Annotated in this window: 18 protein-coding genes; 13 read left to right on the top strand and 5 right to left on the bottom strand. The window is 63.9% G+C overall.

What is annotated here, in order from left to right; genetic code table 11:
• Positions 1-4: 4 nt before the first annotated feature.
• The gene (locus tag G3N95_RS05940) at positions 5-9,379 is read right to left on the bottom strand and encodes an ESPR-type extended signal peptide-containing protein (RefSeq protein WP_205969080.1); all 9,375 of its coding nucleotides are present in this window, start codon (positions 9,377-9,379) and stop codon (positions 5-7) included.
• Between the two features lie 431 nt (positions 9,380-9,810).
• Between G3N95_RS05940 and G3N95_RS05935 the strand changes: the two genes are divergently transcribed.
• The 13 genes from G3N95_RS05935 (at position 9,811) to G3N95_RS05875 (ending at position 20,876) form a co-directional block, all read left to right on the top strand.
• A complete protein-coding gene (locus G3N95_RS05935; RefSeq protein WP_205969079.1) occupies positions 9,811-10,101 on the top strand; it encodes a pilus assembly protein in 291 nt (96 codons plus the stop codon).
• A gap of 18 nt (positions 10,102-10,119) precedes the next feature.
• Positions 10,120-11,640: a hypothetical protein gene (locus G3N95_RS05930; protein WP_205969078.1), complete on the top strand. Its 1,521-nt coding sequence runs from the start codon at positions 10,120-10,122 to the stop codon at positions 11,638-11,640.
• An 8-nt stretch (positions 11,641-11,648) separates the two neighbouring features.
• Positions 11,649-12,458, top strand: a complete 810-nt coding sequence (locus G3N95_RS05925; RefSeq protein ID WP_241018280.1) for a hypothetical protein — start codon at positions 11,649-11,651, stop codon at positions 12,456-12,458.
• A complete protein-coding gene (locus G3N95_RS05920; protein ID WP_205969076.1) occupies positions 12,455-13,171 on the top strand; it encodes a hypothetical protein in 717 nt (238 codons plus the stop codon). The genes G3N95_RS05925 and G3N95_RS05920 overlap by 4 nt, the downstream gene beginning before the upstream one ends.
• 22 nt (positions 13,172-13,193) lie before the next feature.
• Entirely contained in the window at positions 13,194-13,349 is a 156-nt protein-coding gene (locus G3N95_RS05915; protein ID WP_346778363.1) for a hypothetical protein, read from the top strand.
• 19 nt (positions 13,350-13,368) lie between these two features.
• Positions 13,369-14,385: a Flp pilus assembly protein CpaB gene (gene cpaB, locus G3N95_RS05910; RefSeq protein WP_205969074.1), complete on the top strand. Its 1,017-nt coding sequence runs from the start codon at positions 13,369-13,371 to the stop codon at positions 14,383-14,385.
• Between the two features lie 74 nt (positions 14,386-14,459).
• Positions 14,460-15,731, top strand: coding sequence for a pilus assembly protein N-terminal domain-containing protein (locus G3N95_RS05905; RefSeq protein WP_241018279.1), 1,272 nt, complete (start codon positions 14,460-14,462; stop codon positions 15,729-15,731).
• 5 nt (positions 15,732-15,736) lie between these two features.
• Entirely contained in the window at positions 15,737-17,428 is a 1,692-nt protein-coding gene (locus G3N95_RS05900) for an ATPase, T2SS/T4P/T4SS family (protein WP_205969072.1), read from the top strand.
• Positions 17,429-17,438: 10 nt separating this feature from the next.
• A complete protein-coding gene (locus G3N95_RS05895) occupies positions 17,439-18,281 on the top strand; it encodes a type II secretion system F family protein (RefSeq protein WP_205969071.1) in 843 nt (280 codons plus the stop codon).
• Between the two features lie 6 nt (positions 18,282-18,287).
• Entirely contained in the window at positions 18,288-19,166 is an 879-nt protein-coding gene (locus G3N95_RS05890; protein ID WP_205969070.1) for a type II secretion system F family protein, read from the top strand.
• Positions 19,163-19,513 (top strand): DUF192 domain-containing protein, encoded by a 351-nt coding sequence (locus G3N95_RS05885; protein WP_205969069.1) that lies wholly within the window; start codon positions 19,163-19,165, stop codon positions 19,511-19,513. The genes G3N95_RS05890 and G3N95_RS05885 overlap by 4 nt, the downstream gene beginning before the upstream one ends.
• The gene (locus G3N95_RS05880) at positions 19,495-20,292 is read left to right on the top strand and encodes a TadE family protein (RefSeq protein WP_205969068.1); all 798 of its coding nucleotides are present in this window, start codon (positions 19,495-19,497) and stop codon (positions 20,290-20,292) included. The genes G3N95_RS05885 and G3N95_RS05880 overlap by 19 nt, the downstream gene beginning before the upstream one ends.
• A gap of 5 nt (positions 20,293-20,297) precedes the next feature.
• Positions 20,298-20,876 (top strand): lytic transglycosylase domain-containing protein, encoded by a 579-nt coding sequence (locus G3N95_RS05875; RefSeq protein ID WP_241018278.1) that lies wholly within the window; start codon positions 20,298-20,300, stop codon positions 20,874-20,876.
• An 80-nt stretch (positions 20,877-20,956) separates the two neighbouring features.
• Here G3N95_RS05875 and acnA read toward each other — a convergent pair whose 3' ends face one another.
• The 4 genes from acnA to G3N95_RS05855 all read right to left on the bottom strand — a co-directional run.
• The gene (gene acnA, locus G3N95_RS05870; RefSeq protein ID WP_205969066.1) at positions 20,957-23,674 is read right to left on the bottom strand and encodes an aconitate hydratase AcnA; all 2,718 of its coding nucleotides are present in this window, start codon (positions 23,672-23,674) and stop codon (positions 20,957-20,959) included.
• 50 nt (positions 23,675-23,724) lie between these two features.
• A complete protein-coding gene (locus tag G3N95_RS05865) occupies positions 23,725-25,176 on the bottom strand; it encodes a bifunctional 2-methylcitrate dehydratase/aconitate hydratase (RefSeq protein ID WP_205969065.1) in 1,452 nt (483 codons plus the stop codon).
• Positions 25,177-25,200: 24 nt separating this feature from the next.
• Entirely contained in the window at positions 25,201-25,695 is a 495-nt protein-coding gene (locus G3N95_RS05860; RefSeq protein WP_205969064.1) for a hypothetical protein, read from the bottom strand.
• A gap of 102 nt (positions 25,696-25,797) precedes the next feature.
• On the bottom strand, positions 25,798-26,099 hold a 302-nt coding region (locus G3N95_RS05855), incomplete at its 5' end, for a citrate/2-methylcitrate synthase (RefSeq protein WP_277397995.1).

Here is a 26,099-nt window from a genome sequence, read left to right as displayed (position 1 = left end):
CGGATCAGTTGCCGAACACGATGCCGAGGCCCGCGCGGACGATCGTGCTGTTGCCGCCCGCGCTCGACACGCCGAGGTTGTAGTTCACCGTGCCCTTCTCGTTCCAGCGCGAAACGCCGACGCCGAGCGCCGCCGTGCCGCGATAGCCGGCGACGCCCGCATTGAGCGTCGTGCGTCCGGGCAGATACGGCGTGACGATGTTCAACGCCGACGCGGATGCGATGCCGCGCCGGTTGTCGCGGTCCATGTCCTGCATGCTCTTGTAGACGCCGTTGATCGCGCTGCTCATCTGCCCGACGTTGACGGCATCCGTTGCCGCCGTGCCCGCCGCGACGTTGGTGATCTGACGCTCCGCTCCCGCTGCGCCTACCGATACGCTGTTGTCGCGATCGGCCACCGAGTTCGCGCCGAGCGCGACGGCATTCGCAGATGGAGCCGATGCGCCCGCGCCGAGCGCGACGGACTGATCGCCCGTCGTCGATGTGCGCGCACCGATCGCGATCGCCGAGTTCCCTGACGCGTTCGCGCCGGTGCCGATCGCGATGGCGTCCTGGCCCGTCGCCGTGCCCACGGGCAGATCGTCGACGACGACGGCCGGCGTGAAGTTCGTGATCTGCGTCGACACGTAGCTCTGCATCTGCCGCAGGTTCACGGCGTCGAACGCATCGACGGCATCGGCGACGTTCTTCAGCTGCGTCGGCGAGCCGCCCGCGTTGAACGTGACACTCGATTTCGACGCGCCGTCGTACGCGACGAGGGCGTTGGTGACGACGCCCGTCGACGGATCGACGGCAATGCCCGCTGCCTTCAGCTGCTTCAGGTTGACGGCGTCGCTGTCGAGCTTCGCGTCGGCGACGTTCGTCAGCGTGACGGGCGTGCTTGCACCCGCGCCGCCGAGCGTGACCTTGTTGCGCGCCGACGAGTCGTACACGAGCCCGTTCGGATTGCCGCCCGTCGCGAGTGCGGAATCGACGGCGGCCAGCGCGCCGCCGACGCTGCTGTAGGTCGATCCGCCGATTGCATAGGCGGGCGCCTTGACCTTGCCGTCCGCGCCGACTGCGGCGCCGCTGCCGAGCGCGCCCGCGACCGTGTTGGCCGTGTTGAAGAGCTGGCCGCCGTTCACGGCATCCGTGCCGCCGGACACGAGCAGAGCAGGCGCGACGTTCGTGAGTTTGACGGGTGCGGATGCGCCCGCGCCGCCCAAGGTGACGCGATCGTGCGCGGACGTGTCGTACGAGACGGCATCGGGCGAAGCGCCGCCTCCCGACGCAGCCGCAGCGGCAAGCGCCGTGCCGACGTCGTTGTAGGTGCGCCCGCTGATCGTATAGACCGGCTGTTTCACCGAGCCGTCGCTGGCGAGGTCCGCGCCGCCGCCGAGCAGATTCGCCACACCCTTGAGTTGCAAGACGTTGACGGCGTCGGTCGTCGACGTGCCTGCTGCGACGTTGATGATCTGCCGCTGAAATGACTCGCTGCCGACGGAGATCGTGTTTGCACGCGAGGCGATCGAGTTGGCGCCGAGGGCGACGGCGTTCGAGGCGGTCGTGAAGGTCGTCGACCCGTTGCCGAGGGCGATCGAGCCGATGCCGTTGGCGTCCGCGTTCGAGCCGAAGCCCATCGAGCCGTCTGCCTCTGCGGTAGCCATATAGCCGAGCGCGACGCCGTTCGTCGCGTTGAAGCCCGTCGACGCGCCCGTGCCGATGACCGTCGCATTGACTGCCAGCGCGGCCGTCCCCTGACCGACCGCCGTCGAACCTTCGCGCGCGGCCCCGGCGCCCGCGCCGACGGCCGTGGCCTTGGCGCCGCCCGCCGTCGCGAGCGTGCCGACGCTGGTGGTATTGACCGAAGTCGAGCTTGCGCCGGGACCGATCGCCAACGCATTCGCGTCGTTCGACGTCAACGTCGCATTGGCCGCCGTGGTGGTCGCACTGACGGCGATGTAATCCAGCGGATTCGGCGCGCCGAGCAACGTCGAGCGAAGGCCGCTACCCGAGTGCGGTATCTGATCTTGCAGTTCGGCTAATTGCTTCATCGTGACGGCGTCGTCCGAGTTGACGCCGTCGGCGAGTTTTGTGATGCGTCTCAGTGCTCCCTTCGCCCCCACGGAAATGACGTTATCCTCGTAGGTCTGCGACCCTTCGCCAATGGCCGTCGAGCCGTCGAAGTTCGCCACCGCGTTGTGACCGACCGCGACGGTGCCTACGCCGGTCGCGCGTGCGCCAGGCCCAATGGACATCGCGTAATTGCCGTTGCTCGCGGCGCCTGCTCCGAGTGCAAGCGCAACCTCGCCCGTTGCGACGGGCAGCGCCTGGTCGGTGGTGTTCTCGGGCGGGCGGATCTTGAAATAGCGGATCGTCTTATCCACTGCCGTCAGCGCATTGCCCACATCGCTATACGACTTCTCACCGATCACATAAGTCGGCGCGCCGATCTTCCCATCGCTGCCGACGGCCGCACCGCCGCCCAGCACCGCCGCCGTCGAACTCGCGACATTGAAGAGCTGCGAGCCGTTGACCGCGTCGCGGCTGTTCGAGGCGATCGACCCCGCCGCGACGTTCTTCAGCGCGACGGGCGAAGTGACCGTCGTGCCGCCCAGCGTCACGCTGTTGCGCTGCGTGGCGTCGTCATATAGCACGGCGGCCGCGAGTACGCCGCTGGACGATGCATCGACGGCCGACCTGAGCTGGCTCACGTTGACGGCATCGGTTTCCGCCGCCCCTGCCGCGACGTTCGTCACACGGCGCTCGTTGCCTGTCGATCCGACGGAGACTTCGCCGACGGGTGTCGTGCCCGCCAGCGCCGTCGTGCCGGGTTGATAGGCGGGCATCGTCAACACCGCATTCGTCGACGCGTTCGCACCGAGCGCCACCGAGTTCGACGCGCTTGCCTGCGCGTTGTTGCCGAGCGCCATCGAACCGGCCTGCGTGGCCTGCGCATGTGCGCCGATCGCCACGGCACCCGTATCGTTTGCCTGGGCTTCGCCGCCGATCGCGATCGCGTCTTCGCCGCTTGCGAGCGAATCGTCGTGCGCCGAATTCGCATGGAAATACCGGATGCCGCCGCCGAGCATGATGTTGTTGATCGTGTTCGATACGTTGCCGACATTTGCGCCGACGTTCGCGACGTTCTGGTTCGTCTGGTACAGCTGCGAGCCGTTGACGGCGTCCATGCTGTTGGCGTTCAGCGCGCCTGTCGCGAGATTGGTGATCTTCGTGCCGCTCGCACCTCTCAACGTGACCGTGGCTTTCGACGATGCGTCGTCGTAGGCGACAAATGCGCTCGTCGCGTTGCCACTCGTATCGAACGTAGCGCCGAGGTCTTTCAGTTGCTTCACGTTGACGGCATCGGTGTTCGCGCTGCCCGCCGCGACGTTCGACAGCTTCACGGCCGTCGTCGCGCCCACGCCGCCGAATGTGACCTTGTTTTTCGACGCGCTGTCGTACGCGACGAATGCGCTCGACACGTTGCCGTTGTTATCGAACGAAGCACCCAGGTCTTTTAGCTGCTTGAGGTTGACGGCATCCGTGTTTTGCGTGCCGGCCGCGACGTTCACGATCTGCCGTTCCGCACCACCTGCACCGACAGACACCGTATTCGCGCGATCCGCGATCGAGCCCGTACCGAGCGCGACTGAACCGACCGCTGTGGTATGTGCGTTACTGCCGATCGCGATCGCATTGTCCATCGACGCCTGCGCATTGCCGCCGATCGCCACCGAATTCGCGCCCGTCGCCTGCGAATCGGCGAGATCCGAAGTCGCGTGGAAATACTTCAAGCCGCCGCCTGTCGCGAGATTGTTGAGCGTGTCGCTCATGTTGCTCACGTTGCCTGCGAGATTCGCCACATTGCCGGCGACGTTCGCGACGTTCTGGTTTGTCTGGTACAGCTGCGAGCCGTTGACGGCGTCCATGCTGTTGGCGTTCAGCGCGCCTGTCGCGAGATTGGTGATCTTCGTGCCGCTCGCGCCCCTCAACGTGACTGTGCCCTTCGACGATGCGTCGTCATACGCGACGAATGCGCTCGACACGTTGCCGTTGTTATCGAACGAAGCACCGAGGTCTTTCAGTTGCTTCACGTTGACGGCATCGGTGTTCGAACTGCCCGCCGCGACGTTCGAGAGCTTCACGGCCGTCGTCGCGCCCACGCCGCCGAATGTGACCTTGTTCTTCGACGCGCTGTCGTACGTGACGAATGCGCTCGACACGTTGCCGTTGTTATCGAACGAAGCGCCCAGGTCTTTCAGCTGCTTGAGATTCACGGCGTCCGTGTTCTGCGTGCCTGCCGCGACGTTGACGATCTGACGTTCCGCACCACCTGCGCCGACAGAGACCGTATTCGCGCGATCCGCGAGCGAACCCGTGCCGAGCGCCACCGCACTGGAAGCTGTCGAACGCGCGTTGCTGCCGACCGCGATCGCATCGTCCGTCGACGCCTGCGCATTGCCGCCGATCGCCACCGAATTCGCGCCCGTCGCCTGTGAATCGGCGAGTACCGAACTCGCGTGGAAATACTTCAGGCCGCCGCCGTCGTTCAGATTGTTGAGCGTGTCGCCCATGTTGTTGAGCGAGCCCGAGAGATTCGCTACGTCCTGATTCGTCTGGTACAGCTGCGAACCGTTGACGGCGTCTGTGCTGCTGGCATTCAGCGCGCCTGCCAGCAGATTCGTCAGCTTCGTGCCGCCCGCGCCCTTGAGCGTGACTGTGCGCTTCTGCGCGTCGTCATACGCGACGAACGCGCCCGTCGCGTTGCCGCTCGCGTCGAATGTTGCACCGAGATCTTTCAGCTGCTTGAGGTTCACGGCATCGGTGTTCGCACTGCCCGCCGCGACGTTCGACAGCTTGACGGGTGAAGCAGCACCCACGCCGCCGAGCGTCACCTTGTTGTGCGCGGCGGTGTCGTATCTGACGGCATCGGTCACATCGCCGCCGCTGTGTGCGGCGGCGTCGATGGCGGCGCCGACATCGTTGTACGTCGTTCCGCCGATCACATAGGTCGGCTTCGCGACCGCACCGTCGCTGCCGACGCTTGCGCCGCCGCCAAGCGCGCTCGTCACGCCCTTGAGCTGCGTCACGTTGACGGCGTCCGTGTTCTGCGTGCCCGCCGCGACGTTGACGATCTGGCGTTCCGCGCCGCTTGCTCCAACGGACAGCGTGTTCGCGCGGTCGGCGACCGATCCGCTGCCGAGCGCGATGGCGTTCGACGCGTTGGCGTGCGCGTTGGCGCCGAGCGCGATTGCATTCGCGTCCGCTGCCTGCGCGGCGCCGCCGATGGCGATCGAGTCGCTGCCAGTGGCGCTGGAGTCGTCGAGTTGCGAAGTCGTGTGGAAATACCTGATGCCGCCGCCGGTCATGATGTTGTTGACCGTGTTCGATACGTTGACTACGTTTGCGCCGACGTTCGCGACATTCTGGTTCGTCTGGTACAGCTGCGCGCCGTTGACGGCGTCCTTGCTCGCCGCGTTCAGCGCGCCTGCGGACAGATTGGCGATCTTCGTGCCGCTCGCGCCCTTCAACGTGACCGTGCCCTTCGACGTCGCATCGTCATACGCCACGAACGCGTTCGCCACGTTGCCGTTCGTATCGAACGACCCGCCGAGGTCTTTCAGCTGCTTGAGGTTCACTGCGTCGCTGTTTGCAGTACCGGCGGCGACGTTCGTCATCTTCACCGCGTTCGCAGCACCCGAGCCTCCGAGCGTCACGCGTGTCTTCGACGCATCGTCGTAGGCGACGAAGGCGTTCGTCAGGTTGCCGTTGGTGTCGACGTTCGCGCCGAGATCCTTCAACTGCTTGAGGTTTACGGCATCGGTGTTCTGCGTGCCCGCCGCGACGTTGACGATTTGCCGCTCCGCGCCGCTCGCGCCGACGGAGACGCTGTTCGCGCGATCCGCAAGCGCGTTGGCGCCGATCGCAACGGCATTGTTCGCCGTGACGCGTGAATTGCTGCCGAGCGCAATGGCATTCGATGCCGTCGCCTGCGCATTGCCGCCGATCGCGACCGATTCCGCTCCCGCCTGCGAGTCGATCAGCGACGAGTTCGCGTGGAAATACTTCAGGCCACCGCCGTCGTTCATGTTGTTGAGCGTGTTGCTCGCGTTGCTCAGGCCGGCGATGACGTTCGCGACGTTCTGGTTCGTCTGATACAACTGCGATCCATTGACGGCATCGAGGCTCGACGCGCTCAGGCTGCCCGCCGCGACGTTCCGGATCTTCGTGCCGCCAGCGCCCTTCAGCGAGACGCTCGCGTTCGACGCGTCGTCGTACGCGACGAAAGCGCTCGTGACCGCGCCGCTGGCGTCGATGTTCGCGCCGAGATCCTTCAGTTGCTTCACGTTCACCGCATCGGTGTTCGCGCTGCCCGCCGCGACGTTCGCCAGCTTCACCGGCGACGCTGCGCCCGTGCCGCCCAGCGTCACCTTGTTGTGTGCGCTCGTGTCGTATTTCACGGCATCGGGCGAGCCTGCGCCCGCAGCCGCGGTGAGCGCCGCGCCGACGTCGTTATAGGTCGTGCCGCCGAGCACGTATGAAGGATTCACCAGCAAGCCGTCCGCGCCGACGCTCGCGCCGCCGCCGAGTGCCGACGTCACGCCCCTGAGTTGCGCGACGTTGACGGCGTCGGTATTCGCCGTGCCCGCTGCAACGTTGACGACCTGGCGCTGCGTGGCCGCATTGCCGACAGAGATCGAGTTCGCACGATCCGCGATCGAACCGCTGCCCAGCGCGATGGTGTTCGCGGCCGTCGCCGTCGCCGCCGTGCCGAACGCCATCGCGTTGCTGGCGACGGTGTACACGAGCGCGTTATAGCCGATCGCCACCGAACCCGCGCCGCCCGCAATCGAGAACGAGCCGAAGCCCATCGCGTTGGCGCCTTCGGCATCCGCCATGTAGCCGATCGACACGCCGTTCTGCGCATTGAAACCCGTCGAAGCGCCCTGGCCGATCACGGTCGAGTTGAGCGCGAGCGCGGCGGCACGCGAGCCGACGGCCGTCGATCCGGCGCGCGCGGCACCCGAGCCCGCACCCACGGCGACGGCATTCACGCCTGACGCGTTCGCTGAAGGTCCGATTGCCATCGCGTTCAGATCGCTCGATACCTCGGTGGGCGAGCCCGTCATCACGTTTGGGCTGACCTTGATGTAGTCGAGCACCGAGGTCTCGGTGAGCAGGGCCGAGCGCAGCGTGGGCTGCGTCTGCGTCGACAGCGATTTTTGCAGCGCGCTCAGTTGGCCGACGGTCGCGGCGTCCGTTGCCTTGACGCCGTCCGCGACGTTGGTCACGCGCTTCTCGCCGCCTTTGCGGCCCACCGACACCGTACCGGATTCATACGCCTGCGCATTCGAGCCGATCGCCACCGAGTCGTCGTATTGCGCACGTGCGCCCGCGCCGATCGCGACCGCGCGATCGCCCGATGCATACGCCGCGCCGCCGATGGCGGTGGTCTCGACACCGTTGGACAGCGCCTGCGAAGCCGTCGACGACACCTTCACGTACTTCGCCGTCACTTGCACGTCCTGACCGACCGCGCCGATCGCGTTGATCGCGCTGCCCATGTCGTTATAGGTGACGCCGGAGATCACATAGGCGGGCGCCGCGAGCGTGCCGTCTACCTTCACCGACGCGCCCGCGCCGATCGCGCTCGCCACGCTGCTGGTCGTCGCGTAGATCTGCTTGCCGGTGACGGCGTCCGTGCTGCTCGCGTTGATCGCGCCGTTCGCGATGTTCGTCAGCGCGACGGGGGCATGCGCGAGCGTGCTGCCGAACGTCACGCTGTTGTGCGCGGCCGTATCGTAGTTGACGCTGCTGGCGGAGCCGCCACCGCCGCCGCCGCCGCCCGCCGCTAGCGCGTCGAGCGCTTGCCCGACGTTGTGATAGGTCTGGCCGCCGATCTTGTAGCTGGGCGGCGTGATCGAGCCGTCGGCGGTGTTGGCACTCGCGTCTCCGCCGAACGACGCCGCCGTGCTCTGTGCCAGCGCGCTCATGCCGCTGCCCACGTCGCTAAAACCTTGCTGAGTCGCCTGCGCGAGCTGGAACATTTGCGAGCCGTTGATCGCGTCGGTGCTGGTTTGCGTGATCGCGCCGCCGGCGACGTTCATCAGCTTCACGGGATGCGTCGCGCCGATGCCGCCCAGCGTCAGCGCGTCGTGCGACACCGAGTCGTAGACGACGAGATTCGGCAGCGTGCCGCCCGTCAGCGCGTTCTGCACGGTGGTGTTCAACTGCGCGACGTTGACGGCGTCGTTGTCCGCCGTGCCGGCTGCCAGGTGTGTGATCTGGCGGCGGGTGAGATCGTTGCCTACCGAAACCGTGTTCACGCGGTCGGCGACCGAACGGGAACCGAGCGCAACCGAGCCGCTGGCGAGCGCCGTCGCATTGCCGCCCAACGCGACCGTTTCCTGGCCCGCCGCCGATGCATCGGCGAGCGTCGACGCCGCGTGGAAATATTTCAGGTCCGTGGGCAGGACGACGTTGCCGCCACCACCCCCGCCGCCGCCCCCTCCGCCGCCGTTGCCGCCGGCACCCGCGATGGCGGCATTCAACTGGTTCACGTTGACGGCATCCGTGCCTGCCGATCCCGCCGCGACGTTGACGATCTGCCGCTCGGCGCCTTGCTTGCCCACCGACACCGTATTGCTGCGCGTCGCGACCGAGCTTTCGCCGAGTGCGACCGAGCCGTTCGCGAGCGCGGCGGCATGCGAGCCGAGCGCCGTCGAAGTCTGCGCGGATGCGAGCGCGTGTCCGCCGACGGCGACGGTGTAGATATCCGCCGCCTGCGCGTTGCCGCCTACCGCGACGGCGTGATACAGGCCGTCAGCCTTTGCATCGATGCCGACGGCGAGATTGGCCGCACCCTGCGCGAGCGCTTCGCCGCCGATCGCGATCGGTCCGTTGCCCGCCGTCGAGCCGGGCCAGCCATAGGTCGAGCCGTCCTTGCTGACGCCGTTCGCCTTCGCCGCGCCGCCGATCGCGATTGCATCGCCGCCACCACCGCTCGCCGACGATTCGCCGAGCTTCGAGTCGACATGGAAGTACTTCAGGTTGTTGCGGTCGTAGGTGTACGCGTACGCATCCTGCGCATTGACGCCGTTGTACGTGATGTTCGTCGTATTGCCGCCGCCTCCGCACCAGAAGAGGAAGCAGAAGAAGTCGCTGGTCGGGGTGGGCGTCGTGAGGTTCGCCGCGCTCGAAGTCGGCTTCGGCGTCAGTGCGGGATCGGCCGCCCAGGCCGCGCCGTATGTGCCGAACGTGACGGCCGATGCAAGCGCCGCCGATGCAATGTTGAGCGCACAGCGGCTCGACTTCTTGCCGTGTGCGCGAATGTTTTCCGCCGCGGCGACGTAGGTGCCTGCCGCTTCGTTCCACACGGATTGATAGGTTTTGTTCATGCCTCGCGTTTTCCCTTGAATAAACGATGAATCGAGCGGAATGGCAACGCGGCTTTAAAACGCCGTTGCCGGTTCCGGTTCGACGGGGAAATCTATTCGCGAGCGGTGTTTCTAAATATCAGTTGAAAAGGCGTCGTGTGTAGGAATTTGCTGGATATTTGCAGGAAGAATGGAATCGATTAATGTCTTCAGGCGTTTTATCGATTGCACGTAATGCCGATACGCCTGGATGGTTGTGTGGTATGGCGGATACGCCAGATCGGTCGGGTAATCGATTGGGAAAATTGACTTGAAAAATGCAGAAATGTCTTCAGCGAATTTCAATTCGGCGTTTTTATACTGGTTTCCCTGTCTGGTTATTGAACCGAATAACGAGGCAATGAATTGATTCCGTATCGTGTAATTCCCTTTATTATTTCTGGCTCGTCCTTATGAAAATCTCCCTCAAACGTCAACTTCGCAAACAGGCCGGTCAGGGCATGACCGAGTACATCATCATCGTGGCGCTGATCGCGGTCTCGGCGATCGCCGTGTATGCGTCGTTCGGCAAGACGATTCGCGAGCAGACGGCCGGTCTCACGCATGAAATGTCGGGCACGGACAGCACGTCCGATATCAACGACGCACGCGCAGCGGCAACGGACGGCAAGAGCCAGGCCGACAAGAACAAGGGCATGGGTGCGTACGGCAGCGACGGCAGTCTGTCGACGGGCAACAAGTAAGCGTCGCGCGTCGTCGTCATGAAACGCACGTCCCGTCGGCGATCGGGCTCGCACGCAGGCCAGGCGCTGGTGCCCGCGCTGCTGTTCCTGCTGGTCGGCGGCGTCGGTCTGTATGTCGCCTTCGGGTCGTTCCAGATGACGAGCGCAAAGATCAAGCTGCAGAACACGGCCGATGCCGCTGCGTACAGCGCCGCCGTTCTGCAGGCCCGCGACTACAACTTCTCCGCGTACACGAACCGCGCGATGGTCGCCAATCAGGTGAGCGCCGCGCAGGTGGTCGCGCTGAAGTCGTGGATCGACGAACTCGACAACACGTATATGGGCAACCCCGACACCGAGCAACTCGTGACGACCTTCGCCGACCATCCTGCGTTGTGGCGCACGCCGAAGGACCGTGCGCGGCTCGATATCGCGCCTGTGCGCGCGACGCTCGATGCGCTGCTGCCTGCCGTCGCGAAAGGCGTCGGCGGCATCACGCGCGCGCTCAGCGATGCGCAGGCGAACTATCACGCTGCGACGTTTGCAGCTGTGCCCGAGGTCGCGAACGACGTCGCGCAGCACAATCAGCACGACACGCACGTCACGTCCGGCTACTTCACGAGTCCGCGCAACGCCGCGCAACTCGCCGCGTGGCATACGTACACGCGCACCGTCACGCCCGCAGGCAATCTCGACGCCGATCATTTCGCCGGCGTCGTGACCGATCCGTCGACGCTCGACCACTTCGTGAAAGCGCGTGTGTCGTCGCGCAGCGTCGCGCCCGATTATCAGCAGCTCGACGATTCGAGTGCGCGCTGTCCGGGTGGCGGACGTATCGCGATTCGCGTCGCGCATGTCGGCGGTACGCAATTGCGCAGCGACAAGAAGGGCTGGCAATCGATCGACGCAAGCACGGCGCACATCACGATCACCTGCGTCGATACATTCGACGCCATTGCGGGTCACGGCGGCAGCACGAACGGCGAAGTGAGGAGCTACATGACGCATCCGCCGTTCGTCGCGTGGAGCGACTGGAAGGGCTACGGCGGCTATATGAACTTTGGCGATCCGGACAGCACGCAACCGGGCATGAACGTGCCCGCCGCGATGGCCGAGCAGTTCACGCAAGGTCCGGGTGTTTCACTCGATACGGCAAACGGCGGCTTGTTGCCGTATCAGGACATCGCGCATGCGCCGCTTGCGAGCGAAGCGCCGCGCATCACGATAGAAGTGGAGCGCATGGCCGCGACGCTCGCGAAGACAGCGGGCATCGGCGGAGCGGGCCGCATGCGCGTCGACGACGGCAGCGCGAGCGGCGCGATGCGCACGCTGGCAAGTGCGCATGCTTTCTTCGTGCGACCGTCTTCGAACGCGCTGGACGACGGGCTCGCAGGCGCGTTGCTCGATGCGGGCGCATGGCGGCGCGAGGACGGCAAGATCGAGTATCCGAGCACATTCAGTCCTTACTGGCAGGCGTCGCTTGCACCCGTCAGCGAGGAAGAACGCGCCGCCGCGCAGGCCGCTCAGTTTCCGTCGGATGCACGCGCCACCACGCCATGAAGACATGCATGAGACGGCGCGCCCGCGCGCAATCCGGTCAGGCGCTGATGGAGTTTCTCGTCGCGACGATGCTTGCGACGAGCGTGCTGCTGCTGGGTATCGTCATGCTCGGCAGGTTCAACGATATCCGCAATCACACGCTGATGGGCGCGCGTTACGCGGCGTGGGAACGCACTGTGTGGATCGATGCAGCAGCGAGCGGCCCCACGACGCGCAACTGGTTCGCGCGCTACGGCACCGACGCGTTGCAGGTGCAGAAAAGCGATCAGCAGATTCAACGCGAGTTGCTTGCGCGCTTGATGGCAGGCGGTGATGCAGAGCGTCGCTCACAACCTGCGATGTGGAAAGACCCCAGCGGAACCGCGCTTCTCGACGACGCGCGCGATGTCACGGTCCGTACGAACGAATCCGGCCTGTCGCTGCAACTCGACGCTTATATGTCGAACGGTTTTGGCTCGATGCCGACGGCAGCAGGCGGTGCGCCGTTCTCCGCGACGCTCGATTTGCCGTCGGATGCTCTGCGATCCGCCACATTGCGGATCGCGACGGGCATGCACAGCGACGCGTTGCGGCGCCTCTGGAAAGGCTTCGACGGCTTCGTGATCGATGACACGAATGTGCTGCTCGCCAACACCTGGCTGCCCGAAGGTGCGCCGCGCGCCGAAGCGTTGTTCGCGCAGGCCGTTCCCGCAGCAAACGCGCCGTTGATCGTGCCTTCGCTGTATCGGAAGTTGCGTGTGTATGCGCCTGAAATCGATACGCTCGAATTCGGCCGCATCCGCGCCGACGTCGTGCCTGCGGACCGGCTTGCGCGATGAAGGTCGCATCGATGTGGTTCTTCGCTTGGGCCGTGATGCTGTCGATGTCACCGCTTCAAGCAATGGCCGCAGGCCCAGCTTGCGACCGTCAGCCTGTCCACGCATCGCATGTGCAGATGATCGGCCGCGACATGCTCATCGAAGGCGTACCGGCGTCCATCTACGGCATGACGTTCAGCGGGACGTCCACGGAAGTGTCGAACGAATTCCGTGCGTTCTGGGCGCAGGCACACGTTCCTTCAATCGAGCGCCGCGACGTATCGGGGCTTCTGCTCGCGGCACTCGACGGCGTGTGTCATTACGTGCTCGTCATGCCGTCGCGAGGAGACAGCGGGCCGACGAAGGGGTTGCTGAGCGTCATGCGTCTGGACGGCGCAGGCGCCACGCATCGCGTCGATGCATCGCTCGTTCGGCTGCCTGATGGAGCGCGAACGGTTTTAGATGTCGAAAGCCGTGACGGACGACAGGCAGGGCGCACGTGGCTATTCGACATGTCAGGCGAAACGAAGGAAAGCGCGCAACGCTACGCGCGTCAGCTTCAACAATCCGGCTGGCGAGTCGTTACGCAGATGCCCGCGCTGCGGCTCGACGGATCACAGCACACAACGGGTCACATGCTCGCGATGCAGCGCGGCAGCGAGCGGATCGACGCCGTTTTCTCCAACCGCAACGGACCGACGGAGGCCGTGATCCATGCGACGACGGGCCCTTGAAATCAGATGCCCGCGCAGCGGGATGCAGCGCGGCCAGGCAGCCGTCGAGTATCTCGTCGTGACGGCTGTGATCGTGGCCGCACTGGTCGCGGGCGGCGATCAGTCGATCATCAGTCAGCTTTGTGCGGCGTTCAGATCGCTGTATCGCGCGTATAGCTTCGCGCTCTCCTTACCGTAGCCACTTCGCTTTGAATACGATGTTCAGGAAGATCAAGTTCCATTCGCTGCTGGGCAATGCGTGGCTGCTGTTGCTCGCTGCCGTGCTGACGGCGGGCGCGCTCACGTGGTTCGTCTATCGCTATCTCGGCGAGCGCGAAGCGCATGTGCGCGCCGAAGTGACGGGCAAGCTCACGCAGCGCGGCGTCGAAGTCGTCGTGCCGCGCCGCGATGTGCCGGCCGGCACGCCCTTGTCGAGCGATGCGTTCGTAGCGCGCGAGATTGCCGCCGATCTCGTTTACGACGACATGGTTCGGGTCGATGCTTTCGACGCATTCCGCAAGGCGAAGCTCGTACGTGCCGTGATGCATGGTCGGCCGCTGCGCATGAGCGATATCGACGCGCTGCGTGGGCGCGACTTCTCCGACACGCTGCCCGCCGGACAGCGCGCGTTGACACTGGAAATCGACGCGGTGAATTCGACGGCGTCGATGCTGCGGCCCGGCAATCGCGTCGACATGTACTGGGTCGGCGCGCAAGCCGATACGTCGGCAGGCGAGGGCAACGCGGTGCGCCTGTTGCTTCCCGCTGTGCTGGTGCTCGCGACCGGCCACAGCGTGAAAGCCCGCGATGCAGGCGACGTGGACGAACCGGCCAACGCCTCGCGCTATGACACCGTCACGATGCAGGTGCCCGCTGCCGACGCGCCGCGCATCGTGCTCGCGCAAAAGATCGGCACGTTGCGGCTCATTCTTCGCAACGCCGATGACGACACGTCGGCATCACCCGTTGCGTTGACGGAAGGCGACGTGTTCGGCGCGCAGCGTGCGGCGCACTCCGAGTCTGTCGAAGTGATTGCGGGCGGTGGCTCAGGCGCGCCGACGGCGAGCGTCGCACAGGTCGCACCGATGTCATCGGGCGACGCGGCGAATCCGCGCGAGCGCAGTCTCAGTGCGAGCGAACCCGCGTCCACTTCGCCGACGCTGTTCGATAGCGCTGCCGTCATCGCGAAGCAATTGCAGCAACACGCTACGCACCGCATCGGCGGGCAGAACTAAAAAATCTTGAGTCATCGATGAAAGCAGGTTTCTATTCCAATGCGCTGCGATGCTGCACGAGTGCAGCACTTTTCATGACCTGTCCCGCCTTTGGTACGAGCGCAGCAGATGCACTCGCCGCGCAAAGCGCCGCCGTGCTCGATCTGTACAAGGGCGAGGTGCGCATGCTCGACGTGCCCGGTACGATCAGACGCATCGCGATCGGCAACGGCAAGCTCGTGACGGCGAATGTCGTCGATGGGCGCGTGATGCTGCTTGCCGAAAGCGCGGGCATCACGTCGCTCGTCGTGTGGAACGAGCGCGGTGTCGCGCTGCAGACGACGCTGCGCATCGCGAAAGGCGACGTCGGCATGTCGGCGGCTCAGTTGCGCAGCGTATTGGCGGCGGTGCCCGGCCTGCGCGTGCAGGAAGTCGGGCCGAACATCGTGTTGTCCGGCAGCGTGCATCGCGACAAGGCGGCCGCGGTGAAAGCCGCCATCGCCGATATGACGAACGTGATCGACACGACGATGATCGACGAAGGCGACGCGCTCAAGAAGACCCTGCATTTCAAGGTGCAAATCATGGAAGTGACGCGCACAGGGCAGAAGGACATCGGCATTGCCTGGGACAGCCAGTTCGCTGGACCGCAGGTGTCGGGGCAGGGCTTTATCGGTTCCGGCGCAGCGAGCGGCGCAAACTTCTTTCTTGCGGGGATTGCGTCGACCATCACCTCGCGCATCAACTTCGCGATCAACAACGGCGACGCGTTCATTCTTGCGGCCCCCGAGCTGAATACGAAGAGCGGCGGCACGGCATCGTTTCTCGCGGGCGGCGAAGTGCCGATTCCAAAGGCGGGCGCGCTCGGCACGACCGACGTCGAATACAAGCCGTACGGTATCCGGTTGAACATCAAGCCCGTTGTCGATGCGAACGACGTCATCTCGGCGACCGTCCAGACGGAGATCAGCCAGATCGATCCGTCGGTGTCGTATGGCGGATTTCCTGGCTTTCTGACGCGCAGCGCCAGTTCGGACATTTCTCTGCGCGCGGGCGAAACGATCGCCATTTCGGGCCTCGTCAGTGCGGATGCGTTGAATGCATCGGCGGGTATGCCGTTTCTCGCGAGGCTGCCCATCATCGGGCAACTGTTCCGCTCGGACAGCTTTCGCGCGAAGAACAGCGATCTCGTGATCTTCGTCACACCGCTGATCTCGGAGCCGTCGCGTGAACCGAATACCACGCTGCTGGCGCGTGCGCAGGAAGGCGCACGACGCTATGCGGAACAGTACGGTGCGCGCAGTCCGCTCGATGTGCCCGTTCTACCGCCGGCGCCTTCGGACGCACCACACAATCCCTCACACTGAAGAACATGCTGAAACTGCAAGTGCAATCGCGCAATGCGCCCGCGCGCAAGGTCCACATCGACGGCGTGTGCACGATCGGCCGCGACCCGTCTTGCAATATCGTGATCAAAGGCATGCTGGTCGGCCGTACGCATGCGCGCATCGTGAAGGACTTTCATGCGTGGTATGTCGAGGATCAGGGCGGCATCGTCGCGACGACGGTGAACGGCGCGCCGGTCGTGCGCTATGGACCGCTTGCGGAAGGCGATCAGATCGAGATCGGCACGACGCTGCTCATAGTCGAGGCGGCGCAGGTGACGCTTGCCGCTCCGGCGCATGCGGCGCGGCCCGTGCCGGACGAACCCGCTTGCGTCGATGCCGGCACGCGAGAGGAGATGAAACCTCCACGTACCGACGAGTCGCAATACATCGCGCCGATCAACAGCCCCGAAGGCATCGACTTGCGCAAGCTGTTGCACATGAAGGTGATCGACGCGCTCGATCTGCGCCGCCTGAACGTCTCGCGGATGGCCGACGACGAACTGCGCGCGACAGTCGGCGACGCGCTCGACGATATCCTCGCGCGCGATACGAATTTTCATCGCACGGACATTCCGCTGCCGACGCTCAAGAAGAGCGTGTTCGACGAAATCATCGGACTCGGTCCGCTCGAAGAACTGATCGCCGATCCGACGATTTCCGAAATCATGGTCAACCGGCACGATGAAATTTTCGTCGAACAGCAAGGGCGATTGCGGCGCTCGCCCGTGATTTTCACCGACGAGCGCGCGGTGCTCGGCGCCATCGAGCGGATCGTCGCACCGATCGGACGGCGTATCGACGAAAGTTCGCCGATGGTCGACGCGCGTCTCAGGGACGGCTCGCGCGTGAACGCCGTGATTCCACCGCTCGCGCTGAAAGGGCCGAGCATGACGGTGCGAAAGTTTCCGCAGCACAAGCTGCGCGGCAACGATCTGCAGGCCTTCGGCTCGCTGTCGCCCGCGATGCTCGCGTTCTTGCGCACGGCTGTCGAACATCGCGCGAACATCGTGATATCGGGCGGCACGGGCTCGGGCAAGACGACGCTGCTCAACGTGCTGTCCGACTATATTCCGGACGAAGAGCGCATCGTCACAGTCGAGGACGCGGCCGAACTGCAACTGTCGCAGCCCAATCTCGTCGCGCTCGAAACGAGACCGGCGAACCTGGAAGGCAAGGGCGCCGTCACGATACGCGAACTCGTGCGCAACTGTTTGCGGATGCGGCCCGATCGTATCGTGGTCGGCGAATGCAGAGGCGGCGAAGCGCTCGACATGCTGCAGGCGATGAACACGGGACACGACGGCTCGCTGACCACGGCGCACGCGAACTCGCCGCGCGATTGCATCGCGCGTCTCGAAGTGATGACCTTGATGGCGGGACTCGATCTGCCCGTGCAGGCGATACGCGAACAGGTTTGCGCGGCCGTCGACATCATCGTGCAGCAGACGCGCTTCTCGTGCGGCTCGCGGCGCGTCACGCACATCACGGAAGTCAGCGGTATCGAATCGGGTGTGATCCAGTTGCTGGATGTCTTCGTGTTCATGGAAGCGGGCCTCGACGAAAACGGCAAGATTCGCGGGCATTTCGTGCCCACTTCGTATATCCCCGACTTCTATCAGGATCTGATGCGCCGCCGTATTCCCGTCGACACCGCCATTTTTACGCACAGCGAGTGAGGCTCTACTGATGAATTCCCTTCTTCTGTTCGTGTTTTTCGGCGCATCGCTCTCGATCTGGTTCATTGCTTATGCGGTGCGGGCGTCGCTCGCGAACGGCTCGCGTCATCTCGCGAGCGAAGTCGAACGATCGCTCGCCGATGTCTTCGTGTTCGTGAATCGCCAGAAGACAGCGGCCGCGACCCTGATCGTGATGGCCGTAGTGCCCGTGCTTGCGTTGCTATTGAGCGGCAGTTTTCTGGTTGCGTTCGCGTCGCTGCCGTTCGTATGGTGCGTGCCGCGAAGGGTGCTCGCATGGATGCGTGCGCGGCGCATCCGCACGCTCGAGCGCCAGTTACCCGACATGCTGTTGATGATCGCAGGCGGCTTGCGGGCAGGCGCGAGCTTTCCGATCGCGCTCGAAAGCGCGGTGCAGGAATCGGGGCCGCCAATCGCGCAGGAATTCGATCTGTTGCTGCGCGAGATTCGCCTCGGTATCGATCTCGATGTCGCGATGCGCAATATCGAAAAGCGCATACCTGTACCCGACTTCATGATGGTGACGGCCGCCGTGACGATATCGCGCGAAGTCGGCGGCAATCTCGCGGAAGCACTCGAATCCGTCGCGAGTACGCTGCGAGACAAGCTGCAAATGGAGGGCAAGATTCGCGCGCTGACATCGCAGGGACGCATGCAGGGCATCGTGATGACCTGCTTGCCGCTCTTCCTGATGATGGTGCTGCGCGCGATGGAGCCCATTGCGATGGCGCCGCTTTTCGCGTCACCCATCGGCTGGGCGACGCTCGCAGTGATCGCGGTGATGGAGCTGCTCGGCTATGCATCGATTGCGCGCATCGTGCGCATCAATGTGTAGGCGCCCATGCTGACTGTGTCGATTGCGATAGGCGTGGGGCTCGTGCTGGTGTGCGTGCTCGCGCTGTATGCGGCGCTGCGCCTGTTGCGCAATGTGCCGAACGAAGATCGAACGTGGCTCGATGCGCTGCCGCTGCTGCTGCGATTCATCTGGCCCATCGTCAATTTTCTCGCGCATTACAGCGCTGGCTGGTTCAGCGAGCGTTTGATTGAACGCACCAACGCACAACTGCGTCTCACGTCGCTCAACTTCCTGATGAACGCGCGGCAGTTTCTGGCGTTGTCGATGGTGTCGTCGTTCGGCGTCGTGCTTGTCGCGTCGATCGTGATGCTCGCGAGCGGCCTGTTTTCAGCGGCCGTTCTGTGTCTCGCGATGTGTGTCGGCTTTTTCTATCCGCGCATCTGGATGCGCGACGTGCGGCGGCGTCACGTCGCCACCGTGCTGCGGCAGTTGCCGATCTATCTGGACTTTCTGACGCTTGCCGTCGAAGCGGGACTCAACATCAACGGCGCCATACAAAAGGCCGTCGAGAAAGGCCCGGATGGGCCGCTGCGGCGCGAATTCGAGCACGTGCTGCGCGATCTGAAATCGGGCTTGAACCGTAGCGATGCGTTGCGGCGCTTCGACGAACGTCAGCGGATCGGCGAAGTGTCGAACCTGGTTCGCACGATAGCGCAAGCGGAACGAATGGGTTCAGGGCTCGCGAAGACGTTGCGCTTCCAGTCCGGGCAGCGGCGCGCGGAACGCTTCCAGCGAGCAGAGAAGCAGGCGATGGAGGCCCCCGTCAAACTGGTGTTCCCGTTGCTCGTGTTCATCTTTCCCGTGACGTTCATCGTTCTATTTTTCCCGATTGCGATGAAGTTCATGCAAGAAGGCCTGTTGTGAAGCACGCGCATCTGATTCATCGTGGCGAAGCGAGGCGTATTGCGGTCGACGTGGCTGACAGGCCGTTCGAGCGCATGCGTGGATTGCTCGGACGCTCGGGCATCGATGCGGACCGTGCACTGTGGCTCGAACCATGCAACGCCGTGCATACGTTCGGCATGCGCTTTCCGATCGACGTGGTCTTTATCGATAGATGCGGCTGCGTGCTGGCCGTTCATCGCAACGTGGGCCGCGCACGAGTGCTCGTTTGCCGGCGGGCGCGCAGCACGGTGGAAATGCGCGCGCATGCGGCGCAGGCGTGGCATATCGATGTCGGCGATACGCTTGCATGGAGGGCTTCGGCGTGAAGTCGCGCAACTCCGGCAAACGCCGTGTGACGGGGCAGGGCATGACGGAGTTTCTCGTCGTCGTGCCGCTGCTGTTGTTCTTCGGCTTTGTGACCGTGCAGTTCGTGCTGCTGTATCAGGCCAGGTCGACACTCGATGTTGCCGTGCTCGAAGCCGCGCGCGAAGGAGCCGTCAGTCACGGTTCGATGCGGGCGATGCAGGCGGGGCTCGCGCGCGGACTCGCGCCGCTGTATGCGCGCCGCGCAGATGTGGCGGGTGTGCGGTCTGCGCTTGCCGGCGGGCAACGCGCTGCGTCGGAGGCGTCGTCGATGATGATCGTCAGCCCGACGGCCGCGATGGTGCGCGACTTCGCGCGTCCGCGTTTCTATCCGGATGAAGGCGTCGCGCACGATGAAATCCCCAACGACACGCTGATGTATCGCGACACAGCGCACGGTGCGGAATCGGATGTGAATGTGCAGGACGCGAATCTGCTGAAGCTGCGGGTGCACTATTGCTTCGATCTGGTCGTGCCTTTGGCGAACAAGGTGCTCTATTACGCGACGAATGTGATCGGCAATATCGCCGCCAATGGCGTGTTCACGCGCGAACCGGCGGACGCGAATGTCGATGCATATGGCTCGCCGAGGCGGCCCGACAGTATGTGCAGAACGACGCTATTCGATGGATCGATGCGCCAGCACTGGCCGGTTGCGCTGGAGTCGGAGGCGATCGTGCGGATGCAGTCGCCGTTTCGCGCGGATGCGGCGAACGATGCACTTGCGGCGACACGACGGTAATGCCGATGCGTCATTTCGTCTTCGCCGCGATCGTGGCTTGCGGAGTGGGCCGTTGCGTCTGCGAAGCGAAAGCGGGCGGCACGGTCGAGATGTTGATCGGCGGAACGCGTGATGTCGATGCGAACGCTGTGATGGATCAGCCGCTTATCGTCGAGTTCGGCGACGCGTATGGCGACACCCATGCTGCGCTTTCGAAAGTGCTCGCGTGGACATCGCTCGTCGAGCGGGTTGCGAAGCGTATCGGTGTCGATCAGGCGTTGCTGATGGCTGTGATCGATGTCGAATCGGGCGGGAATGCGTTGGCCGTGTCGCCGAAGGGCGCAAGAGGTTTGATGCAACTGATGCCTCAAACAGGCCTGCTGCAAGGCGCGGATAATCTGTTCGATCCTTACCAGAACGTGATGGCGGGCGCGCGTTTGCTCGATGCGCTCCTCGCCACATTTGGCGATGTATCGCTGGCGCTTGCCGCATACAACGCCGGGGAAGGGGCAGTGCGCAAATATGGCGACACGATTCCGCCGTATGCGGAGACGCGAAAGTATGTGCAGCGCGTGATGGAGCGAGTGGCGGCCTATCGGCGCTGAACAAAAAAAAGCCCGGCATGACCGGGCTTCTAAAAGTTACTGCGTCCTCACAGAGAACGCAGCACCTGCAAAGCGATGACTTACGCCGCGAGCAGCGAGCGCAGCACGAACGGCAGGATACCGCCGTGCTTGTAGTAATCGACTTCGATCGGCGTATCGATACGCAGCAGCACCTGCACGCGCTGTTCCGAACCGTCCTTGCGATGGATCACCAGCGTGACTTCCTGTTGCGGCTTGAAGTCTTCGCCGAGACCTTCGATGTCGTACGTTTCTTCGCCCGTGATGTTCAGCGACTGGATGCTGTCCGAGCCCTTGAACTGCAGCGGCAGGACGCCCATGCCGACCAGGTTCGAACGGTGGATACGCTCGAAGCTGCGTGCGACGACAGCCTTCACGCCCAGCAACTGCGTGCCCTTCGCCGCCCAGTCGCGCGACGAGCCCGTGCCGTACTCTTCACCAGCGAAGATGACGGTCTGCGTGTCGGCATCGATGTACTTCATCGCTGCGTCGTAGATCGACATCTGTTCGCCGCTCGGCTGGTGAATCGTCAGGCCGCCTTCGACGCGCGTGCCGTCTTCCTTCGCCGGGATCATCAGGTTCTTGATGCGGACGTTCGCGAACGTGCCGCGCATCATCACGTCGTGGTTGCCGCGGCGCGAGCCGTAGCTGTTGAAGTCGGCCTTCTGCACGCCGTTTGCCTTCAGCCACTTGCCTGCGGGCGAATCTTCCTTGATCGAGCCTGCCGGGCTGATGTGGTCGGTCGTGACCGAGTCACCGAAGATGCCCAGTGCGCGCGCGCCCTTCACGGCGGCGATGCTCGACGCCGGCTCCATCGAGAAGTCCGTGCCGAAGAACGGCGGCTCGGCGATGTAGGTCGACTTCGGCCAGTCGTAGACCTGGCCTTCTTCGCCTTCGATCTTGCTCCACAGGTCGCCCTTCTTCGTGAGCTGCGCGTAGTTCGTGCGGAACGCGTCGGCGTCCAGTGCGAACTTGAGCAGCGCGTTGACTTCTTCGCTCGACGGCCAGATGTCGCCGAGATAGATGTCGCGGCCGCCCTTGCCCTTGCCGACGGGTTCCGTCATCAGGTCGCGCGTGATGTTGCCCGCGATTGCGTAAGCGACGACCAGCGGCGGCGACGCCAGGAAGTTCGCGCGGATGTTCGGGTGGATACGCGCTTCGAAGTTACGGTTGCCCGACAGCACGGCTGCCGCGACGATGTCGTTCTTCGTGATCGCTTCGTTCAGTTCCGGCGTCAGGTCGCCCGCGTTGCCGATACAGGTCGTGCAGCCGTAGGCAGCCAGCGTGAAGCCGAGCTTGTCGAGGTACGGCAGCAGGCCCGTCTTCGTCAGGTATTCGGTGACGATGCGCGATCCCGGAGCCAGCGACGTCTTGATGTGCGGTGCCACTTCCAGACCGGCTTCGACGGCCTTCTTCGCCAGCAGGCCGGCGGCCAGCAGCACGCTCGGGTTCGACGTGTTCGTGCACGACGTGATCGCGGCGATCAGGATGTCGCCGTTCTTCACGTTGACGCCGTTGGTCGTCGTGTATTGCGTGTCGAGATCGGCCGCCTTCTTCGCGAAGCCGTTTTCGTTGACGGGCTTCGAGAACAGGTCGGTGAACGTCGACTTGACGTGGGTGATCTCGATGCGGTCTTGCGGACGCTTCGGACCGGCCAGCGACGGCGCGACCGTGCCCAGATCGAGCGTGACGACCTTCGTGTAGTCGATGTCGCCGGCGTCGGGAATGCCGAACAGCTCCTGCGCCTTGAAGTAGTTTTCGAAGGACGAGATTTCGGCGTCCGTGCGGCCCGTGCCCTTGAAGTAGTCGATCGTCTTTTCGTCGACCGGGAAGAAGCCCATCGTCGCGCCGTATTCCGGCGCCATGTTGCCGATCGTCGCGCGGTCCGGCAGCGACAGCGAGCGCGTGCCTTCGCCGAAGAACTCGACGAACTTGCCGACAACCTTCTCCTTGCGCAGCAGTTCGGTGATGGTCAGAACCAGGTCCGTCGCCGTCACGCCTTCGCGCAGCTTGCCCTTCAGGTGCACGCCGACGACGTCGGGCGTCAGGAAGTACACCGGCTGACCGAGCATGCCCGCTTCCGCTTCGATGCCGCCCACGCCCCAGCCGACCACACCGATGCCGTTGATCATCGTGGTGTGGCTGTCCGTGCCGACCAGCGTGTCCGGGTAGTACACGGTGTCGCCGTTCTCAGCCTTCTTGTGCACGCCGCGTGCGAGGTATTCGAGGTTCACCTGGTGAACGATGCCGACGCCCGGCGGCACGACCTTGAACGTGTCGAACGCCTGCATGCCCCACTTCATGAACTGGTAGCGCTCGTTGTTGCGCTGGAATTCCAGCTTCATGTTCAGATCCAGCGCACCCTTCTCGCGGAAGTGGTCGATCTGCACCGAGTGGTCGACGACGAGATCCACGGGAACCAGCGGCTCGATCGACTTCGGGTTCTTGCCCGCGCGCTGCGCGACGCCGCGCATGGCTGCGATGTCTGCCAGCAGCGGCACGCCCGTGAAGTCCTGCAGCACCACGCGCGCCACGACGAACGGAATTTCATCGACGCGCGCTGCCGTCGGCTTCCAGTTCGCGAGCTGTTCGATGTGCTCTTCCGAGATCTTCTTGCCGTCGTAGTTACGCAGCACCGATTCCAGCACGAGGCGGATCGACACCGGGAGACGGTCGATCTTCACGTTCAGTGCCTTGCCGAGCTGCGGCAGCGAATACAACTTGCCTTTGCCGGAACCGCTGTCGAATTCCTTGAGCGTTTTGTGGAGGTTGTGGGCCATGATAATTTTCCTGGGGTTTTCGAGGAAATGACGTTGCTACGCTTCTTAACTCAAATAACGTACAGATCGACGTATTCATTGACCGGCATCGCTTCGAGCTTTGCCTGATCCAGCGACACATCGAGGATCGCCTGTTGCTGCTTCGCCGGAAAGCGCCGCGCGAGATTCGTCCTGAACTTCTCCACCAGCAACGGAATGCCCTCGGCGCGGCGACGCTTGTGACCGATCGGGTATTCGACGACTACTTCGTCGAATGTCGAACCGTCGGCGAACTCGACCGTCAGCGCATTCGCAATCGAGCGCTTGTCCGGGTCGTGGTAATTCTTCGTGAATTGCGGGTCTTCCACGCATTGCATCTTCGCGCGCAACGCGTCGATGCGCGGATCGCGCGCGACTTCGTCTTCGTAATCCGCCGCGGTGAGTCGACCGAAAATCAGCGGCACGGCGATCATGTACTGGATGCAGTGATCGCGGTCGGCTGGATTATTCAGCGGGCCTTTTTTATCGATGATGCGGATGGCGGCTTCGTGCGTGCGGATCGTGATCTTCGCGATGTCTTCGACGCGCTTGCCGCTCGCGCGCAACTGCCCGTGCAGCGTCATCGCTGCTTCGGCAGCCGTCTGCGCGTGGAATTCGGCGGGGAACGAGATCTTGAAGAGCACGTTCTCCATCACGTACGAACCGTACGGGCGCTGGAAGCGGAACGGCTGTCCTTTGAACAGCACGTCGTAGAAGCCCCACGTCTTCGCGGTCAGCACCGACGGGTAGCCCATTTCTCCCGTCTTCGCGATCAGCGCGAGACGCACCGCACGCGAGGTCGCATCGCCTGCTGCCCAGGACTTGCGCGAGCCCGTGTTCGGCGCATGGCGATAGGTGCGCAGCGCATGTCCGTCGACGAACGCCTGCGAGACTGCGTTGATCAGCTCATCGCGCGTCAGACCGAGCATCTGGCCGACGACGGCCGTCGAAGCCAGCTTCACGAGCAGCACATGGTCGAGGCCGACCTTGTTGAACGAGTTTTCGAGCGCGATGCAGCCTTGAATTTCGTGCGCCTTGATCATGCCGATCAGGACGTCTTTCATGACCAGCGGCTGTTTGCCGTTGGCGATGGCGGTGCGCGAGAGCCAGTCGGCCGTCGCGAGAATGCCGCCGAGGTTGTCCGACGGATGGCCCCATTCGGCCGCGAGCCAGGTGTCGTTGAAGTCGAGCCAGCGGATCATCGCGCCGATGTTGAACGCGGCTTGCACAGGATCCAGCTGGAACGACGTGCCCGGCACCTTGGCGCCGTTCGGGACGATCGTGCCCGGCACGATCGGTCCCATCAGCTTGGTGCAGGCAGGGTAGGACAGGGCCTCGAGTCCGCAGCCGAGCGTATCGATCAGGCAGTTGCGCGCCGTCTCCAGCGCGAGATCGCTCTCGAGCCTGTGATTCAGCACGTAGTCGACGATATCGACCAGTACTGTGTCCGGATCGGGCCGGACGTTGGAGATCGGTGCGGACATCGAGGTTATCCCGTCAGCTCCGTGTTACTGAGCCTTGTTGATGGCGTTCGACTGCGTCGGCGCAGGTGCGCCTTCCGTCATGGCAGCCGTCTTGCACTCGTCGGCCAGACGCGAGCTGTCCTTGTCCGAGAACAGCATCGCCTTGGTCGGGATCACGACGAGGTCCATGCCGCTTGCCGCGTCGTGGAAACGGTCTGCGCCCGTCGTCGTGGTTTCACGCGGCAGGTTGTAGTTCTTGTTGCCCCAGTGGACCGTGACGATCTGGTCGCGCTTCATGTCGCCCTTCATTTCGAACGACAGACCTTCGTTGCACGACCACTTTTCCGCGCCTTCCGGTACCGGATCGACCTTGGCTTCCTTGGCCGGGTTCGGCTTGCGCTTGATCAGGCGCTTGGGCTGCGGTGCCTTCGGCTTGGCGTGGGTCGTCGTGGTTGACGATTGTGCGAACGCGCTGGGCGCCGTCACCAGCAGTGTCGAAGACAGAGCGCCAATAACGGTAGCGATCAGCAGTTTTTTCATGGGAGAGAACCTTTCTATCTAATTTCAAGAGATTAAACAGTGCGCGATTGCAACTTCGCAACCGCCGGGGACTGCACGCGCCCCGAGAGCGCACAGCGGACGCTATTTTCTCCTATTTAGCGCCACGAACTTCAAATTCTCCGGTCCCGTGTAATTCGCGCTAGGCCGAATGATCTTGTTGTCGACACGTTGCTCGATGATGTGCGCGGCCCAGCCGGACGTGCGCGAGATCACGAACAGCGGCGTGAACATGGCCGTCGGCACGCCCATCATGTGATACGACACGGCGCTGAACCAGTCGAGATTGGGGAACATCTTCTTCACGTCGGCCATCACGGTTTCGAGGCGTTCCGCGATGTCGAACAGCTTCATGTTCGACTGCTCCTTCGACAGCTTCTTCGCGA

It is taken from the genome of Paraburkholderia sp. Tr-20389 (assembly GCF_017104565.1).
GTDB lineage: Bacteria > Pseudomonadota > Gammaproteobacteria > Burkholderiales > Burkholderiaceae > Paraburkholderia.
This window is presented reverse-complemented; position numbering and strand designations above follow the sequence as displayed.

Coding starts and splice junctions, on each gene's coding strand:
- G3N95_RS05925 (WP_241018280.1), top strand. CDS start 11,649: ATGAGACGGCGCGCCCGCGCGCAATCCGGTCAGGCGCTGATGGAGTTT.
- G3N95_RS05905 (WP_241018279.1), top strand. CDS start 14,460: ATGACCTGTCCCGCCTTTGGTACGAGCGCAGCAGATGCACTCGCCGCG.
- G3N95_RS05865 (WP_205969065.1), bottom strand. CDS start 25,176: ATGTCCGCACCGATCTCCAACGTCCGGCCCGATCCGGACACAGTACTG.
- G3N95_RS05935 (WP_205969079.1), top strand. CDS start 9,811: ATGAAAATCTCCCTCAAACGTCAACTTCGCAAACAGGCCGGTCAGGGC.
- G3N95_RS05860 (WP_205969064.1), bottom strand. CDS start 25,695: ATGAAAAAACTGCTGATCGCTACCGTTATTGGCGCTCTGTCTTCGACA.
- G3N95_RS05930 (WP_205969078.1), top strand. CDS start 10,120: ATGAAACGCACGTCCCGTCGGCGATCGGGCTCGCACGCAGGCCAGGCG.
- G3N95_RS05890 (WP_205969070.1), top strand. CDS start 18,288: ATGCTGACTGTGTCGATTGCGATAGGCGTGGGGCTCGTGCTGGTGTGC.
- G3N95_RS05875 (WP_241018278.1), top strand. CDS start 20,298: ATGCGTCATTTCGTCTTCGCCGCGATCGTGGCTTGCGGAGTGGGCCGT.
- G3N95_RS05895 (WP_205969071.1), top strand. CDS start 17,439: ATGAATTCCCTTCTTCTGTTCGTGTTTTTCGGCGCATCGCTCTCGATC.
- acnA (WP_205969066.1), bottom strand. CDS start 23,674: ATGGCCCACAACCTCCACAAAACGCTCAAGGAATTCGACAGCGGTTCC.
- G3N95_RS05920 (WP_205969076.1), top strand. CDS start 12,455: ATGAAGGTCGCATCGATGTGGTTCTTCGCTTGGGCCGTGATGCTGTCG.
- G3N95_RS05880 (WP_205969068.1), top strand. CDS start 19,495: ATGGAGGGCTTCGGCGTGAAGTCGCGCAACTCCGGCAAACGCCGTGTG.
- G3N95_RS05915 (WP_346778363.1), top strand. CDS start 13,194: ATGCAGCGCGGCCAGGCAGCCGTCGAGTATCTCGTCGTGACGGCTGTG.
- G3N95_RS05940 (WP_205969080.1), bottom strand. CDS start 9,379: ATGAACAAAACCTATCAATCCGTGTGGAACGAAGCGGCAGGCACCTAC.
- G3N95_RS05900 (WP_205969072.1), top strand. CDS start 15,737: ATGCTGAAACTGCAAGTGCAATCGCGCAATGCGCCCGCGCGCAAGGTC.
- cpaB (WP_205969074.1), top strand. CDS start 13,369: ATGTTCAGGAAGATCAAGTTCCATTCGCTGCTGGGCAATGCGTGGCTG.